General features: G+C 50.5%; 11 protein-coding genes. 10 read left to right on the forward strand and 1 reads right to left on the reverse strand.

The genetic code is table 11. The annotated features are described in order from the left end of the window. The first annotated feature begins 1 nt into the window (after position 1). From AAE250_RS00685 to AAE250_RS00725, 9 genes are all read left to right on the forward strand, one after another. Positions 2-1,633, forward strand: coding sequence for an ATP-binding protein (locus AAE250_RS00685; protein ID WP_294599376.1), 1,632 nt, complete (start codon positions 2-4; stop codon positions 1,631-1,633). A 122-nt stretch (positions 1,634-1,755) separates the two neighbouring features. Continuing rightward, the gene (gene ruvB, locus AAE250_RS00690; protein ID WP_294599374.1) at positions 1,756-2,793 is read left to right on the forward strand and encodes a Holliday junction branch migration DNA helicase RuvB; all 1,038 of its coding nucleotides are present in this window, start codon (positions 1,756-1,758) and stop codon (positions 2,791-2,793) included. A gap of 107 nt (positions 2,794-2,900) precedes the next feature. Then, a complete protein-coding gene (locus AAE250_RS00695) occupies positions 2,901-4,346 on the forward strand; it encodes a lipopolysaccharide biosynthesis protein (RefSeq protein WP_294599372.1) in 1,446 nt (481 codons plus the stop codon). Positions 4,347-4,355: 9 nt separating this feature from the next. Beyond that, positions 4,356-5,726: a TIGR00341 family protein gene (locus AAE250_RS00700; RefSeq protein WP_294599370.1), complete on the forward strand. Its 1,371-nt coding sequence runs from the start codon at positions 4,356-4,358 to the stop codon at positions 5,724-5,726. A 77-nt stretch (positions 5,727-5,803) separates the two neighbouring features. After that, positions 5,804-7,939: a S46 family peptidase gene (locus tag AAE250_RS00705; protein WP_294599367.1), complete on the forward strand. Its 2,136-nt coding sequence runs from the start codon at positions 5,804-5,806 to the stop codon at positions 7,937-7,939. Between the two features lie 324 nt (positions 7,940-8,263). Next, a complete protein-coding gene (locus AAE250_RS00710; protein WP_294595543.1) occupies positions 8,264-8,506 on the forward strand; it encodes a hypothetical protein in 243 nt (80 codons plus the stop codon). 28 nt (positions 8,507-8,534) lie between these two features. Then, positions 8,535-11,438 (forward strand): Ig-like domain-containing protein, encoded by a 2,904-nt coding sequence (locus AAE250_RS00715; protein WP_294595541.1) that lies wholly within the window; start codon positions 8,535-8,537, stop codon positions 11,436-11,438. A 328-nt stretch (positions 11,439-11,766) separates the two neighbouring features. Further along, on the forward strand, positions 11,767-12,522 hold the full coding sequence (locus AAE250_RS00720) for a DUF6261 family protein (protein WP_294595539.1): 756 nt from the start codon (positions 11,767-11,769) through the stop codon (positions 12,520-12,522). A 235-nt stretch (positions 12,523-12,757) separates the two neighbouring features. Then, positions 12,758-14,509 (forward strand): AAA family ATPase, encoded by a 1,752-nt coding sequence (locus tag AAE250_RS00725; RefSeq protein WP_294595537.1) that lies wholly within the window; start codon positions 12,758-12,760, stop codon positions 14,507-14,509. 13 nt (positions 14,510-14,522) lie between these two features. On the opposite strand, the gene AAE250_RS00730 is transcribed toward AAE250_RS00725, so the two are convergent. After that, a complete protein-coding gene (locus AAE250_RS00730; RefSeq protein ID WP_294595535.1) occupies positions 14,523-16,832 on the reverse strand; it encodes a TonB-dependent receptor in 2,310 nt (769 codons plus the stop codon). 296 nt (positions 16,833-17,128) lie between these two features. On the opposite strand from AAE250_RS00730, the gene AAE250_RS00735 reads away from it, so the two are divergent. Beyond that, on the forward strand, positions 17,129-18,799 hold the full coding sequence (locus tag AAE250_RS00735) for a tetratricopeptide repeat protein (protein ID WP_294595534.1): 1,671 nt from the start codon (positions 17,129-17,131) through the stop codon (positions 18,797-18,799). Positions 18,800-18,836: the final 37 nt, after the last annotated feature.

An 18,836-nucleotide genomic window follows, 5' to 3' on the forward strand; every position in this document is an offset into this window, starting at 1 on the left:
AATGGATAGTGAGAAGCAGACAACTGAGTATAAGAGTCTTCTGAAAATCAGGACGGGCGATAAAGGATTTAAAGACTTGTCCGTGACATGTGTCGCTTTGGCAAATGCACAAGGCGGAAGAATCTTTATTGGCTATGATGACAAGAAGAAAGCGCCTTTGCCGGACCAGCACGTCACCCTTGAAGAGGTGAACGAGGCTGTGACAAAGTTGCGTAGTCTTTGCTTTAATGTCGGGCTTGCGGCTTCCGAGATTTGTGCTGATGATACCGGCAGCCAATATTTCGTTGTCTCAGTTTCCCCTTCTATGCATTCTGTAGCCACTACTTCGGATGGACGTATTTATATCAGGGTAGCTGATAAATGTGAACCTGTGCGTAGCGAGGATTTGCAGCGTTTGGGTGAAGAGAAAGGAGCATATCAGTGGGAACTGGTACGAACGAAATATCTGCTTGATGAGGCTGCCCTGAGTGCTTTACGGCAGTTGGCGAATGATATTCGCAGGTCATCTCGTGTACGCCAGCATATCAAGCAGATGGACGATGTGGAACTGGCAGAAAACTATCATTTGGCAGATGAAGGTTATCTGACGAATTTAGGCGTCCTTTGGTTGGGTACGGCAAAACAGAGAGGGGTTATCTGCTATCCGGTTACGGTTCAATACATTGTTTACGATGCGCTTGAGCGGAAAGTTCGAAAAGAGGAATGGCATGATAATCGGCTGAATCCTAAAGAACTGCTTCTTGATATAGAGCAGAAGGCTATTGAATTGACTTATTCGTATGAGTTCCCGAATGGTCTGTTCCGTAAACAGATACGGCATTATCATCCGAAGTTGGTACGCGAACTGTTGGTGAACGCTTTGGCACATAAGTCCTATACGATTTCCAGTGATATAATGATTAAAGTCTTTCCTGACAGGTTGGAAATCTCTAATCCGGGAGGATTGCCATTGGGCATAACAAAAAATAATATTCTGCATGCCAAGCATCGCCGCAATCCTAATATGATAGAGCTGTTGAGTGCTTTGGAGATGATGGAAGGTGAAGGTTCCGGCTATGACTTGATCTACGAATTGAATGCTATGGAAGCAAAAGATCCTCCTGTGATAGAATCTTCGTACAATGAAGTTACGGTGATTCAGAATGCGGAAATTATAGATGCTGAATTGCTTCCTTTATTGGACTTTGTTTTGCAGAACTATCAGTTGACGCAGAAGGCCTTTACGGCTTTTGGCATAATTGCCCGTGAGAAGAAAGTGCTCAGTACGCAACTTTCTGCCATACTTCAGCTTCAAGATGAAGACCGTTTGCGCAGTTATACGGATAAGTTATTGAAAGATAATATTATAGGGAAGAATGGAGCGAAGAAAGGTACTCAGTTTTTTGTAAATCCTCAGTTGATAAAGAACGCAAGGGTAAATCTGAAAACAACGCTGAAGACGGTAGAACCTTATGTGCTGAAGACATTAATCATGGAAGATTTGAGAGCACATCCCAAAAGTAAGATTTCAGAAATTGCAAGCAGATTGCCGGAGGTGGACTTGCAAGAGTTGAGAAAGATGGTTTATTCGATGGTGGATGTGGAATTAATTACGGAAGGTTCTCGTACTGATAGGCGTTATCTTCTAAAATAGTGGTAAAAAAAAAAAGAAAGAAAAAAGAAATAAGAAAAGAAATGATTTAAATTGCTGATTATCAGATTTATTTTATTTCCTGTTCTTTTTCTGAGAAATTAAGAAAAGAAATAAAAGTTGGAATGGAACAAGACGATTTTGACATACGCAACCAGCAACCCGTCACCAGCAAAGAGCGTGATTTTGAGAACGCATTGCGTCCGTTGAGCTTTGAAGACTTCAGCGGGCAGGATAAGGTGGTGGAGAACTTGCGTATTTTTGTGAAGGCGGCCCGCCTGAGAGGGGAGGCACTGGATCATGTATTGCTTCACGGCCCTCCGGGACTGGGAAAGACGACGCTTTCCAATATTATTGCTAACGAACTGGGAGTTGGTTTTAAGATTACCTCCGGCCCTGTGCTCGACAAACCGGGCGACTTGGCAGGAGTACTTACTAGCCTTGAGCCGAATGACGTACTGTTTATCGATGAGATTCACCGTCTGTCTCCGGTGGTGGAGGAGTATTTATATTCCGCCATGGAGGATTATCGCATCGACATCATGATAGACAAAGGTCCCTCGGCACGGAGCATACAGATAGATTTGAATCCTTTCACCCTGGTAGGTGCAACCACCCGTAGCGGACTGTTGACAGCTCCTTTGCGTGCACGCTTTGGAATCAACCTGCATCTGGAGTATTACGATGATGATGTGTTGAGCGGCATTATCCGCCGTTCGGCAAGCATCCTCGATGTACCTTGCTCCACGAGGGCAGCGGCAGAGATTGCGAGTCGCAGCCGTGGTACGCCGCGTATTGCCAATGCACTGCTGCGCCGTGTACGCGACTTTGCCCAGGTGAAAGGCTCCGGAAGCATCGACACGGAGATAGCCAACTTTGCACTCGAAGCGCTGAATATTGATAAATACGGTCTGGACGAGATAGACAACAAGATACTCTGCACCATCATCGACAAGTTCAAGGGTGGTCCGGTAGGTTTGACTACCATTGCCACTGCTTTGGGCGAAGATGCCGGTACTATCGAAGAGGTCTATGAACCGTTCCTGATAAAGGAAGGCTTCCTGAAGCGTACTCCACGTGGGCGCGAAGTGACGGAACTTGCTTACAAGCATTTGGGACGATGCCTGTACAATAGTCAGCGTACCTTGTTCGGCGATGAGTAGAGGGGGAGTATCTGTCATTCTGAATGACAGGCACTAAATGATATAAACCAATTTAATCACCTACTTAGTTATAAGCAGAATCTGAAAGCTGCTTGTTGATAGGAAGAATGAGTAACTTAAAATCTTTGGCAAAAGAAACTGCCATCTATGGAGTAAGCAGCATTGTAGGGCGATTCCTTAATTACCTGCTGGTTCCCGTATATACCATGGCTTTGTCTGCTCAATCGGGCGGGTATGGCGTTGTAACGAATATCTATGCCTGGGTAGCATTGCTGCTGGTACTGCTGACGTGCGGTATGGAAACCGGCTTCTTCCGGTTTGCCAATAAAGGGGAGGACGACCCGATGCGGGTATATTCCACCACGCTGCTCAGCATAGGTACGGGTGCGCTGACATTCCTCGCACTCGGGTTATTGTTCCTTCAGCCCATTGCCCGCTGGCTGGAATATGGCGAACATCCCTGGTACATCGGCATGATGATGATTGTAGTGGCGATGGATGCTATCCAAAGCATTCCTTTTGCCTATCTCCGCTATAAGAAGCGCCCTATCAAGTTTGCGGCACTGAAACTGCTGTTCATCTTCCTCAATATCTCACTGAACCTGGTTTACTACGTGGGGCTGAAAGGCGATGATGTGGGCTATGCTTTCCTTTTCAATCTGATATGTACTTCGGTGGTGATGCTCTGCATGATACCCGAACTGCGCGGCTTTGCATACGTGCTGGACAGACAACTGCTGAAACGAATGCTCAGCTATAGCCTGCCGCTGCTGGTGCTCGGCATAGCGGGTATCTTGAATCAGGTGGCAGATAAGATCATCTTCCCCTTCGTTTATCCCGATGAGGCGGAAGCTACCGTACAACTCGGCATTTACGGGGCAGCCAGCAAGATTGCCATGGTGATGGCGATGCTTACGCAGGCTTTCCGCTATGCCTACGAGCCTTTTGTGTTCGGCAAGAGCCGCGACAAAGACAACAAGCAGGTGTATGCACAGGCCATGAAGTTCTTCATTATCTTTACGCTGTTGGCATTCCTTGCCGTGATGTTCTACATGGATGTGCTGCGCCATATCATCGGGCGAGACTATTGGCCCGGTTTGCGGGTAGTCCCCATTGTGATGGCTGCGGAAATCTTTATGGGCGTTTACTTCAACCTTTCCTTCTGGTACAAGCTGATTGACGAAACGCGTTGGGGAGCCTATTTCTCATTGATAGGCTGTACGATACTCGTACTGATGAATGTGCTGCTGATTCCCCGATACAGCTATATGGCATGTGCTTGGGCGGGCTTCTGCGGGTATGGCACGGCCATGCTGTTGTCCTACTTCGTCGGTCAGAAGAAGTACCCTATCCAGTACGATTTGAAGGCGATAGGCAGCTATGTGCTGCTTGCAGCGGTGCTTTATGTGGCTGCAGAGTATGTGCCGGTTGATAATATCTACCTGCGTATGGTGTACCGCACCGTGCTGTTGCTGCTTTTTGTGGCTTATATCGTGAAGCGCGACATGCCGTTGAGCCAGATACCGATCATTAACCGTTTTGTCAGAAAATAGACAGACTTTATGGAAACAACCAATCCTGAAAACAGAAACACGTTTGCCATCAAGAACTTCCTGAAGGATTATCTTGACTTGCGCAAAGACAAAGACAATGAGCTCGAGACCGTCGATTCCATCCGTAAAGGGGTGGAGTTCAAAGGTGCCAATCTGTGGATTCTTATCTTCGCCATCTTCATGGCATCACTGGGGCTGAATGTCAACTCTACCGCCGTGATTATAGGCGCCATGCTTATCTCCCCCTTGATGGGGCCTATCATGGGTGTGGGGCTTTCGGTGGGTTTGAACGACTTCGAATTGATGAAGCGCTCCCTGAAGAGCTTCCTGATAACGACTTTGTTCAGTGTGACGACGGCTACTATCTTCTTTCTGGTTAGCCCCGTTGCCGAAGGACAATCGGAGTTGTTGGCGCGTACTTCGCCTACCATTTACGACGTATTCATCGCCTTGATGGGCGGACTGGCAGGTGTAACGGCGCTCTCTACCAAGGAGAAGGGAAACGTGATTCCCGGTGTTGCCATTGCCACCGCTTTGATGCCTCCCCTTTGTACGGCCGGCTATGGCCTGGCTACGGGCAATCTGATTTACTTCCTGGGTGCTTTCTATCTTTACTTCATTAACTCTGTGTTTATCAGTCTGGCCACATTCCTCGGTGTGCGGGTGATGCACTTCCAGCGTAAGGAGTTTGTGGATAAGAACCGGGAGAAGAGGGTGCGCAAGTACATCATCCTGATAGCTGTTCTTACCATGTGTCCTGCCGTCTACCTGACGGTCGGCATTATCCAGGATACCTTCTTTGAGAGTGCTGCCAACCGCTTTGTCAACGAGCAGCTTTCTTTTGAGAACACGCAGGTGCTGGACAAGAAGATACACCACGACGGCAAAGGGCACGAAATACGCGTAGTGCTGATAGGTCAGGAGGTGCCCGAAGCCTCCATTGCCATAGCCCGCGGCAAGATGAAAGATTACAAGCTGGATAATACCAAGCTGATTGTGCTGCAGGGAATGAACAACGATGCGATAGATATCTCGTCCATTCGCGCCATGGTGATGGAAGATTTCTATAAGAATAGCGAGGAGCGCCTGGTGGAGCAGAAGCAGAAGATAGCGGACTTGGAGCAGAATTTGCAGAGGTACAAATCATTCGATGAATTGGGCAGAAAGATCGTCCCGGAGCTTAAAGTACTCTATCCGTCGGTGAAGACACTTTCTATCTCTCATGCCATCGAGTTGACGATAGATTCGGTACGGGTAGATACCGTGACCCTGGCTGTGCTGAAGTTTGGCAAGCATCCCAATGAACATGAGAAGGCGAAGATTGCCGAATGGCTGAAAGCGCGTACAGGGGCCAAGCAGTTGAGGCTGATTGCGGAGTGATGGGGAGAGTAGTAAGTAGATAGTAATAAGCAGTTGGTAGAATACTGTGATTTATCAATTTGTAATGAGATTGTAGAATGAAATTAAGAACTGTGATTATAGCCATTTGCTGCCTTTTCGCACTGGCCGGGCAAGCGGATGAAGGGATGTGGATGCTGGGAAACCTGAACAAGCAGACGCGCCAGGCGATGAAAGAACTCGGCCTGCAGATGCCGGCGGACAGGCTTTACAGTCCGAAGCGGCCTTCGTTGAAAGATGCAGTGGTCAGTTTTGGCGGCTTTTGTTCCGGGGTGGTGGTGTCGGAAGACGGGTTGGTGTTTACCAACCATCATTGCGGATTCAGCAGCATACAGCAGCACTCTTCCGTGGAGCACGATTACCTGAAGGACGGCTTTGTGGCACACAACTACAGTGAAGAACTGCCCTGCCCGGAGCTATACGTGCGCTTCCTGCTTCGCCAGGAAGACGTGACCCGGCGGGTGCTTTCCGCCGTGAAGCCTGCGATGGATGAAGCGGAACGCGCCAATGCGGTAGACTCCGTGATGCTGGCCATCGGCGAGGAGGTTTCGCATAAGGATTCTACCCTGATAGGTATTGTAGATGCTTACTATGGCGGCAATGAGTTCTGGCTTTCTGTATACCGCGATTACAATGATGTGCGCCTGGTGTTTGCCCCTCCTTCCTCGGTGGGCAAGTTCGGCTGGGACACGGACAACTGGGAGTGGCCGCGGCATACGGGCGATTTCTCCGTATTCCGCATCTATGCCGACAAGCACAACCGCCCTGCAGATTATTCGCCCGATAATCGTCCCTACCATCCCGACTATGTAGCCCCGATATCCCTGGACGGTTACCATGAAGGTTCCTTCTGCATGACGCTGGGTTATCCCGGCAGTACGGAGCGCTATCTTTCTTCTTACGGCATCGAGGAGATGATGAACAATACCAATCAGGCGCAGATAGACGTGCGCGGCCTGAAGCAAGCCATCTGGAAGCGCGAGATGGACCGGCGCGACAGCATCCGCATCAAGTACGCCTCCAAGTATGACGAAAGCTCCAACTACTGGAAGAACAGCATCGGCATGAACCGGGCGATACGTAGGCTGCACGTGCTGGACAAGAAGCAAGCCATGGAGCAGGAGCTTCGCCGCTGGATAGGGCAGACGCCCGAAGAACGCGAACGGTTGCTGCAACTCTTCCCCGACCTGGAGCTGAACTACAAGAGCCGTCGCGAGGCCAACCGTGCGCAGGCTTACTTTGTAGAGTCTTTCTTGAATGGTCCCGAGCTGGTGCAGCTTGCCCTGTCCATCCTGAACTTCGACTTCGAGGGAGAGGAGAAAGCCGTCATTGCCAGCCTGAAGGCTATTATAGAGAAGTACGCCAACCTGGACCTCGGCATCGACAAAGAGGTTTTCACAGCACTACTCAAAGAATACCGCTCAAAGGTAGACTCGGTCTATCTGCCCGAGGTTTACACTACGATAGCCGAGGAATACGGCGGCTCCGACCAGGCATACGTAGACAGCCTTTACGCCCATTCGGAGCTGACCACCCCCAGGGGATTGAAGCGCTTCCTGGAGCAAGACAGCACGTATCAGATATACGATGACCCTGCCATCACGTTGGGCATCGACTTGATTACGAAATTCTTTGAGATGAATATCCAGATGCAGCAGGCTTCCGGCGAGATAATTCGCAATGAACGCTTGCTGAATGCAGCCGTACGCAGGATGTATGCATCCCGCAACTTCTATCCCGACGCTAATTCCACCATGCGGCTCAGCTTCGGCACCGTCTGCGGTTATGCTCCGTTCGATGGGGCGGAGTATGATTACTATACCACGACAAAGGGCATTTTGGAGAAGGCCCGTGCACATGCGGGCGATGTGGACTTTGAGGTAGAGCCGGAGATCGTCTCTCTGCTTTCTTCCGGTGATTTCGGCAGATATGGCGATGAAAAGGGGGAAATGAACGTCTGCTTCATTTCGAACAACGACATCACGGGTGGTAACAGCGGCAGCGCCATGTTCAATGCCCGGGGCGAATTGCTGGGCTTGGCTTTCGATGGAAACTGGGAAGCAATGAGCAGCGACATTCTTTATGAACCGAAGATGCAGCGAACCATCGGGGTGGATGTCCGCTACATCTTGTTCATGATGGAGAAGTATGGAGGGGCGGAAAACCTGATCCGGGAATTAAAGATAAAGTCATAATGAAAAAACTCCGACAATCCTTTTGTGCTGTCGGAGTTTTTTGTTTACTTTGACGACTCTAAAAATGTGTGTATGAAAGCAAGTTTTAACATATTAGATTTGGTTATGTGTGAGATTCAGTTAAACACACACACACACACACACACACACACACACACACACACACACACACATTTAGTAATGTAGCCTATTTACTTGATATAACATCATTGGTGCGCCCCGGGCGTCCTCTCCCGACATTGTCTTCTGAAAACAGACAACGTCGGGAGAGGGCGCCCGGGGCGCTTTGTCTTTATCTGTCCATCCATCTAAATATTATTGCCTATGAAACGAATTGATAAAAGCCTGAAGAAGGGCGACCGTATCTGGGTACAGACTTACAACTCCTGGGGCGAACCTTTGCGGCTGCGTGTTGCGGAGGTGATAGCCGTAATGCGCATTTCCGTTTATGCGAAAGATGCTTCTTATGCGGCAGTTCATTTCCTGGATAACAACAAAATAAACTACGAGTGTATCTCCTTCGAACAGGTCAAGGGATTTTGGGAAGAAGGAGATCCTGCTTACTAATTAATAATTTTATAAACTTAAAACACACATGAGAAAGATTAAATCTTATGCAGTGCTGCTCGTGATGGCACTGGCGATGTTTAGTTGCGGCGACGACTACGACGACACCGAACTGAGAAATGATGTGACTGACCTTCAGTCGCGAGTAGAGAAACTGGAAACGTGGTGCAACACGACGAACTCCCAGATTGAAGCCCTGCAGGGGCTGGTTTCCGCTTTGGAGAAGAATGACTACGTGACGGGTGTAACTCCCATCATGGAGGGAACTACCGAGGTGGGCTACACCATTAACTTTGCCAAGGGCAAGCCCATTACCATTAAGAATGGTACGAACGGCAAAGATGGTACCGATGGTAAAGACGGTGCCGATGGCAAAGATGGCGTGAACGGTACGAACGGTAAGGACGGCGTAACGCCCCTTATCGGTGTAAAGAAAGATACCGACGGACATTACTATTGGACGATTCAGCTAGGCGACGGCGAAGTGAAATGGCTGACGGGTGCCGACGGCCAGAAGATTCGTACCACCGGTGATAACGGTAAAGACGGAGTTGATGGCACGAATGGTAAAGATGGTGCTGACGGTAAGGACGGCGTTGATGGAACGAATGGTAAGGACGGCGTGAATGGCAAGGATGGCAAAGACGGTCATACTCCGGTGCTGAGCGTTGACACTTTCGAAGGCAAGCTTTATTGGAAAGTAGACGGCGAGTGGCTACTGAACAATGGTGCCAAAGTACCCGCCACCGGTGCTGCCGGAGCCAAAGGCGATAAGGGTGATAAAGGCGACACAGGTGCTACCGGCGCAACTGGTGCCACAGGTGCCACCGGCGCTACCGGCCCGCAAGGCGACGCCATCTTTAAGAAAGACGGCATCACGGTGAACGCCGACAACGTAGTGTTTACCCTGGCCGACGGTACTACCACCATCACTCTGCCGCTGCTGAGTACTCCCATCAGCTTCAAGGACGGATACGCCCCCTTGCAACTGAAGGCTGTGAACAAGACAACAGCCATGAAGATTGAACTGAAACTCTCCGAAAAAATGACGAAGGCCACTTACGCTGCCATGAAGGCCGAAGTAACTCAGACGGCCGACAACGTCGACATCGTGACTCGCGCTGGCAGCAGCCCCTGGAAAGTGAAACTCACCGCTCCCACTTTCGAACAAGACGGCAAGGTAGCCACACCACCCTCGGTCGCAGTCACCGTCCCCGCCGATGTGCAGGAAGGCGACGTAGTGCTGCTGAAGGTGACGCTTATCGACTCCGAAGGTGCTGAAGTATCGGCCACGCGCGCCCTTTTCTACAGCACGAAGGCCGCACCCGAGAGCATGACGCTAAACAAGACAACCCTCGAACTGGTGGCAGGTAAAACAGAAACGCTGACCGCAACCGTGACTCCCGCCGATGCCAGCCAAGACGTGACCTGGACCAGCAGCGACGACAAAATAGCCAAGGTAGACGCCACGGGCAAGGTGACCGCCGTGAAGAAGGGCACCGCCACCATCACTGCCACGACCAAGACGGGCGGAATAACGAAAGAGTGCACGGTGACCGTAAGCAACATTGTCCTGACAAACGTGGCGCTGGCGGATGTTACAGTCTTCATCGGCACTCCACAGACATTGACCCCCACCTTTACGCCTGCCGATGCCACCATCCAGACCGGAGCGTGGACGAGCAGCAACACGGCCGTGGCTACGGTTGACGCTGCCACGGGCGAGGTGACCGGACTTACGGAAGGCACCACGACCATCACTTTCGTGTCCGATGAGGATGCTACGAAGACAGCCCAGTGCACAGTGACCGTAGCAGCAGCTCCGAAGACCAATATCTATACGGCCGAAATGGACGAAGACACCTACGTGGCCACCGAACCCGTCACCGCTGACGGCAACCCTGCTTCGGAGACGAATCCGCTCATCATCGACACAGCCTCGAAGCTGGCATGGGTGAAGCAGCATCCGGAAACTTCTACCTGGTATAAGCTGACCACCGACATCACCATCGCTCAGGAGGGCAAAAACTGGAAGCCGATAGGATATTACAAGATGCCGGATCCGAAGTACTTCAAGGGATTTTTCGATGGAAATAATCATAAGATAGAAGGAATGGTTATAAAAGATACCGATCCTACTGACGTCACTGCTAGCTATATCGGCCTCTTCGGATCGATAGAATCAGAAAGTGTGGTGATGAACCTGAATGTAGAAGGAGACATTAAGACAGATTACTCTACCAATGTTGGCGGTATAACCGGAATACTTATGGGCAGAGTAGAAAACTGCTCCTATAAGGGTACGGCAACCAATAAGAATGGACAGACGGCTACAGTCGGTGGCATAGTAGGCAGCCTCCAGGAGAGCGGAAAAGTGATAGCATGCCGCAATCTGGCTTACGTGTACGGCGCCTATTATGTCGGTGGTATCGTTGGTTCTTGCAATGGCAGGACCAGTAACGACCAAATGTACATCGTAGGATGCTACAATACGGGCGAAGTAAAAGGTTACAGTAAGAAAAGCACGGGCGGCATAGCAGGTGAAGTTGGAACATCGAAGTCCGGCCCTATAAGCTATGCAGTAAGTGGCTGTTACAGTATAGGGAAAGTTTGGAACGCCCTCGATGAAAGCAAGACCGGCGCTATCGGCGGAGAATTGGCAAACTCCGGCACCAGCCAGCTCTTCAACTGCCTGTGGGTAAAGGCTGCCGGCATGACGATTGATGCCGGCATCGGTGGTACCAACCCGGCCCCGGCCGTAACCAAGGTAGACGACCTGTCTACGCTGAACTCTGGCGGTAGCGTCGAAACGCTGAACGCCGGAATCAAGAAGTGGAACGAACTGAATAAGGGAACCTGCAACTGGCACTTCGAAATAGGCGAGGGAGACGACAAGACTCCGATACTGCTGTCCGGCGCCCCCACCAACTGATAACGAACTCCCGCGGAGCCTTCCGGGCGCTCGGATACCCCGCCCGGAGCTCCCGCGGCCCCTTCCGAGTCCTCGGAAGCCTCCACGGGAACTGCCGCGGCACCTTCCGAGCCTCTGGAACCTCTACGAGAGCTTCCATGCCCCCTACGGGGTAGGCGGACACCTCCGCAGGAACTCTTTCCTTAACGGATGTGAACAGGAATCCTCCGAGGGAGCTCTATTACTAACGGCTGTGAAATATTTCACTTTCACAGCCGTTTGATTGCTAACAAATGTAAACGAATCCGCTCTCCCTTCCGTTCGAGAAGAGCACAAAAAGAAAAAAGTTATGGCTACAAAAATCAAAACTCTCGGCATCACGTCGCTCACCATTGCGGCGCATGCCAAATTCCACGGCGAAGTCCTCGAACTCATCACCATCGCCACCCCCGAAGCCCTCCACCTCGACGTCATCGCACCTGCCTATCAGGACGCCGCCACGGCCGAGAATGGAGTGGTGAACCGCCCCTCGGCCTATGCCGAGACCCGGCAGATGCAGACCGCCGACCATGCCCGCGACCAGGCCGTCTCGCTCCTCTTCAACCTGACCGACGCCTACCTGCGCAGCCCCAAGGCCTCGCACGCCGATACCGCCGAGAAAATCGCCGTCACCGTTGGTCCCTACCGCAACATCCAATCCCACGAGATGAACCGCGAGACGCAGGAAGTGAGCGGCCTCATCGACGCCCTGGCCGATAAAAGCATGACCGAACCGCTGAAGTCCCTCGGCATGGACTTCATCGTCGAAATGCTGGACGAGCTGAACGCTGACTTCACCTCCGCTGTGGCCGCCCGCGACGCCGAAGCCCTTAGCCGCCAGCCCGTCAAGGAGGCCGACAGCCGTCAGCTCCGCTCCGCCTGCGACGACTTCTACCATCAGGTGGTGGACACGGTGAACGCCTACGCTCTCATCCAGCCCACTAAGGAAATCACTGCCTTCGCCGAGAAGATGAACGTTCTCACGGAGAAGTATAAACTGGTGATAGCCAACCAGGGCAAGAAAAAAAACGAAAAGCCGGAAATGCCCGAAGAGGGGGGAGCCTGATAAGGAAATAGGGTGCTAAACTCTGTATAGTCTGAACGTATTGAAGAATCTCTTCTCCTGTCATAAAGGAAGGAGATTCTTCAATACGTTCAGGATGACAGGGCAAAATGATAGCAGAAATCTCTTCTTACTCAGAGAAAACACCCACCATTCTTTGCGAAACCCGCAGAAAGCAGGTATCTTTGCCATTACCTTGTTTATAAGATAAGTATTCACCCCGCTAAAGCATACAACAATGGAAGAACTGATACTCCCCAACCGTCGCCGCATCCCCTACGGGATGATGAACTTCGCCCTTATCCGCAGCGATAACGCCTACTACGTAGACAAAACCCACTTCATCCCCCTGATCGAAGAAGCAGACCGCTTCTTCTTCTTCATCCGCCCCCGCCGCTTCGGCAAGAGCCTTACGATGAACCTGCTGCAGCACTACTACGACGTGCGCACCCGTGATCAGTTCGACGCCCTCTTCTCCGGCCTCTACATCGGAGCGCACCCCACGCCGGAGCGCAACTCCTACCTCGTGCTCTACCTCAACTTCTCCGGCATCACCAGCGAGCTGGGCGACTACCGCCAAGGACTGGACGCGCACTGCTGCATCATGTTCGAGTTCTTCTGCCGGAAATACGCCGACCTGCTGCCGCCCGACGCTGTGGAGAAACTGAAAATCGGCACCGATGCCGTCAGTCAGCTCGACGCCCTCTGCCAAATTTGCCAGGAAGCCGGACAGCAGCTGTACCTCTTCATCGACGAGTACGATCACTTCACCAACGCCATCCTCTCCAGCCCCGAAAGCCTGGTGCGCTACACCGACGAGACCCACGGCGAAGGCTACCTGCGCACCTTCTTCAACAAGGTGAAGGCCGGTACCTACTCCAGCATCGGACGCTGCTTCATCACCGGCGTCAGCCCCGTCACGATGGACGACCTCACCTCGGGATTCAACATCGGCACCAACTACTCCCTCTCGCCAAAGTTCAACGAGATGATGGGCTTCACCGAACAGGAGGTGCGCGAGATGCTCACCTACTACTCCGGGAACAGCCCCTTCCACCACACCGTGGACGAGCTGATAGAGATGATGAAACCGTGGTATGATAATTACTGCTTCGCAGAGGAATGCTACGGCGACACCACGATGTACAACTCCAACATGGTGCTCTACTTCGTCAAAAACTACATTGACAATGGCCGTGCTCCGAAAAGCATGATAGAGAGCAACATTCGCGTCGACTACGAGAAGCTGCGTATGCTCATCCGCAAGGATAAGGAGTTTGCCCACGACGCTTCCATCATCCAGACCCTCGTCAGCCAAGGCTTCATCACTGGCGAACTGAAGGACGGCTTCCCTGCCGCGAGCATTACGAATCCCGATAACTTCGTCAGCCTGCTCTACTACTTCGGCATGCTCACCATCAGCGGGCTGCACGAAGGCAAGACCAAGCTTACCATCCCCAACCTCGTAGTGCAAGAGCAACTCTATACCTACCTGCTGAATACCTACAACGAGGCCGACCTCAGCTTCAGCAACTACGAGAAGGATAAACTCGCCAGCCAACTGGCCTACCGCGGCAACTGGCAGGCTTACTTCGGCTACATCGCCGACTGCCTGAAGCAATACGCCTCACAACGCGACAAACAGAAAGGCGAGTCGTTCGTCCACGGCTTCACCCTGGCCATGACCGCCCAGAACCGCTTCTACCGCCCCGTCTCCGAGCAGGACACGCAGGCCGGCTACGTGGACATCTTCCTCTGCCCGATGCTCGAAATCTATTCCGACATGCAGCACAGCTACATCGTCGAGCTGAAGTACGCCAAGTACCGCGACCCCGAAAGCCGTGTAGAAGAGCTTCGCCAAGAAGCCATCGCCCAAGCCAACCGCTACGCCGACACGGAAACGGTGAAGCGTGCCATCGGCGCTACGACGCTGCATAAGATTGTGGTCGTGTACAAAGGCATGGACATGCCGGTGTGCGAGGAAGTGTAAGAGGGGGGGAGCGTTATTTGCTCCCCGACAAGATTCCCGTATCGACGTCCTTATTATTGATTCTCCGCCCTTGACTGTCCTTTCTCTTTCCGAAATCCAGGCTGAAGGATACATTGATCATAAACATCGGACTTAAGTTCTTGGAGTACGCCAGTTGTCGGTAGGGAGCCAGCTTCGACAGGTTCTCTATCTCCTGCTCGTACTTCTTGGTGAACGGGTTCAGTACTCCGGCAGAGACGTTCCACTTCTCCGTGTTGTAGCCTGCCATGATGGTGTGCAGTTTCTCTTCTCTGGTCAGCGTCTCTCCCCATAGAGTATGGTTGCTTGTATTCATTTCTGCCATGAGTACCCAGTTCTTATACATGGCCATGAGGCTGCCGCGCAGTCCTGCGTTGGTATGCGTATGGGTGTAGGCATTGCCGTAGCTGACGTAGCGGTTCAGGAAAGGAGTGATCTTGAGGGCGATGTACTCTTTGTAAGGACGAAGTTGTATGGTTGTCTCCAGATTCATCCGGTGAAAGCCTTTATGGTTCTCGGTAGTGCGGATAAAGTGCCCGTCTTCATAGTAAGTGCTTTCCATTATCGGCTTGCTGTCGTAGCTGTATCTTCCGAACAATTCTACGGAGATATACTTACTTTGCCAGCTTGCCGTCAGCGTGTTTGCTGCAAACGTAACGGAGTTTAGGTCGGGGTTTCCTTTACGGATCTGATACTTGTCCATCGCTTGCGAAATGTCATTCAGGTCGGAGAGGGAAGGAGCGTAGCCCGATACATATCCGTTATATCTGAAGAACCATTGCCCGTTTATCGAATAGGACAGACTCAGGGTGGGCTTGAATATGTATTTCTCGGAAGAATACTCCTCCTGGCTGTTGTAAGTCCTCATAGCGCCGATTCCTACCGTGTAGTTCAGGCCCTTTATCTTCGACTGATATTCGGCAAACAGGTAAGTTTCTGCCGTATTCATCGTGATTTTATTCTCTACATTGCCCGCATACTTGTTTTGCAAGTAGGCTTGTGTATGCTTGACGCCTCCGGTAAACTTGCCGTCGTTGAACTGCTTTTCATAGATTCCTTCGCCGATAATGGAGTACTTCTGTCCTTTGGTATTGGAGTAGATGTCCGTATCGTCCTTATCCGGCATCTTCTGTACGAACGTCCGTTCATTCTTGCTGTCCAGATAAGAGGCTACTACGTCTGCATAGATGGTCTGCTTGTGCTTCAGGTTCCGTTGGTAGTAGATGTCCAGTGAGGGGATGACGACTTTGGAGGAAGAAAGGTCGGATATGGAGTAAACAGCTTCCCCTTCGTGCAGCGTACTGATTCTGTCCGCCATGGAGTGGGGAGTATCATTATAATTGTTTCTGAGGGCGATGTTGAGAAGCTGTTTATCATTGTCTTGGTAACTGTAATTGAGGTTAAAGTTGAGGGCATCGTACTTTACCTTGGTAGGTTCGCCTATCTCTTTGTTTTCCTGGAACAGTTCGGAGAAGCGGAAGCTCTCATAGTTCTCGCGTGTCCACTTCAAGTCCCTTCGTCCCCAATAGGCGGTGGTGCTGATTTCCGACTTGTTGAAGTTGTATTTGGCTGAAAGGTTGTACTCTCCATATCCCGTTTTGGAGGATATTCCGTTGGTCAAATCGGTTGAGATGTTTCCTCCCGATTCCCTTCTCTTCACGATGTAATTCAGTACGGCGGCAACGTTCCCGTAGCGTGCTCCGGGATTGTCTATATACTCTATGCGGATGACGTCGGCAGGGCGGATGGCTATGACTTCGGCTTGTGTCACCTCTACGCCGTTGATGCGGAGCTGTACGTTCTCTCCGCCGGGAGCGCTGATGTTGTTGTTTACCGGATTGATGATGATACGCGACAGTTGGAGGTTTCTGAGTAACGTAAGTCCGTTGGAAGCTGCTTTGGCTTGCATTTCGGTGGGAAGGATAATCTGGCGGTCGGTCTTCTTGATTACGGGGCTTGCTGTGATGGTAACGCCTTCCAGCAGTACACCGTTGGCGGATAAAGGCAGTTCTCCTAATTGTAGGTTTGCTTTCAGATTCCGGATGGAGAGGTAGGAATTGTCATATCCGATGCATGAGATGCACAGAATGTAATCTCCGTCTTTTACTTCTTTCAGCAAGAAGTTGCCGCTGTTGTCCGTGGCGGCTCCGGTGATGAAAGTGGAGTCTTGCGCCATTAGGCTGACATTGGCATATTCGATGCCCTGATTGGTACTGTCATCGGTAACTTTACCGCTGATCTTGTTTGCTGCTTCGAGGGAGATACATAAGAATAACATCCCTAAAATGATACTTAACTTTTTCATTTCTTCTTATAGTTTATAGTGATTATTTCGTTCTTCGAACATGACAAAGGTAGGGTGGAAAAGCCGGAAATACGATTTATATCTACCACTAATTAAAGTGCAACGTGTTTTGCAATCTATTGGTAATTAGTAAGTTTTAAGTGCGGCCTTATGAAAAAGTTTATATCTGCCTGCCACGGCTTTATATATAAAGAAAAGTGCAAAAAAGTATCCTGTCTTTGCCCCCGTTAATCAGTAAATATCTATTTTTGCAGAGAATCTAAAATCCGGTTCGCTTAAAGATGATGGGAAACTATATGAAAGCATTGAAGCACGGCTTGATGAGTTTGGCATGTATGCTGGCATTGGCAGCATGTACAGACCAGGTATCGTCGCAGCGCCTGCAGATAGAAAAGGCAGAACAGACGTTGCAGCAGAATGCAGAGGAAGCCATTGCCCTGCTTCAGTCGGTGAAAGATCCCGATGCATTGCCCGATTCCTTGCGGGCACGGTTTGCACTCGCCTTGGGGCAAGCACACTTCACTGCCCATTGGGTGATGAACGAAGATACCCTGTTACCGTATGCCTTGCACTACTGTGGGGGACAGGATGTGAAAGATACCCTGCAATTACTGCGTGCCTACAAACTTTCTGCATACTATCTCTATGACAACGAAAGGTATAAAGAAGCTACGGAAATGCTGATTGAGGGGGATAGTATTGCAGCTTTATACAATGATACGGCTGCCCGTATCCGCCTGCTACAATCTGTACTCGACATAGGGGAAGGTAATGACGATTTTAAGGGATTGCTGCGCTTGCAGAAACAGTTGATGGCGATAAGGTGTGATTCTACCAAACGTTGCGCCGACTACAACAGTTTGGCAGTGCTGTATTACAGCGAGAATCAGATAGACTCCGCACTGATTGCCCTTCGCAAAGCATCCGAATGCCAATACACACCCGAAGACTCCGCATTGGTGTGGGGCTATGTGATGCGCAACTATGCCGATATGTTGAGCGACTCCGGAAAGAATCAGGAAGCCATCAGCCTGCAACGTCGCGTTTTGCAGAAGTATGAAGAAACCGACAATCCTTTTCTGAGTTTGTCTTGTCTTTCGCTTGCCCGCTATTTCTTGAACATGGGGCAAATGGATTCTGCCCGCTATTATATGCAGAAGGGTGATAGTACGCGCCTGCCTTACATGGACCAGGACTTATGGTTTAGTACCTATTACTTGATGCAGAAGACCTTGATGAACTATATCGACAGCCGTTCCTTTACAATCCGGGACGTTGCATTCTTCTCTAACCGGACATATAATGACTTTATACGCGATCAGCGGGTGATAATGCAAAAAGGCAAGACACAGTTGTTTCTTCAACAGCAGAATATGAACCTGCAACTGGAGAAGCAGAAAGAGCGGACTTTCTTTGTAGGGCTGATTTCTCTTTGTATCTTGCTATTGATAGGTGTTATTTGGTATTTGCAAAGAAGAAAGCGTCTGCTTGTAGAGAAAGAAGAAGAGCTGGAAGCGCTGCGCCGCTTGTTGAACGAGACGGAAGAAGTTGATAACGGCAGGAACGATAAGTTTGTCAAGAAGATGCTGCTTCAACAATTGGGTTTGATACGCATCGTGGCTACCAATCCTACTTCCGATCATCAAGAGTTGTTGGTACAGATGGGGCGGATAGCGAATAAAGATGTAGTAGCAGACGATTTGCTGGTTTGGAAAGATCTGTATAAGACGATTGATATGGTGTACGACGGCTTCTATACGCATATCAGTAGCAAGTATGGCAATATCCTGAATGAAAAGGAACTGCAACTCTGTTGTCTGCTGAAATCGGATTTCTCCACCAAAGAGATCAGTGTCGTTATCCAACAAAGCGTTCGGACGGTCTATCAGCGTAAGACCGTCATCCGGCAGAAGCTTGGTATGGAGGAGAAGGAGGATATTGCCGAATTCTTATCAAGAGCTATATAGCAGTTTCAAGAAAACTCCCGATATTCTTTGTGAAACC

Origin of the sequence: Bacteroides sp. GD17, assembly GCF_038448625.1 — a bacterium.
In the GTDB taxonomy this organism is placed as follows: Bacteria; Bacteroidota; Bacteroidia; order Bacteroidales; family Bacteroidaceae; genus Bacteroides.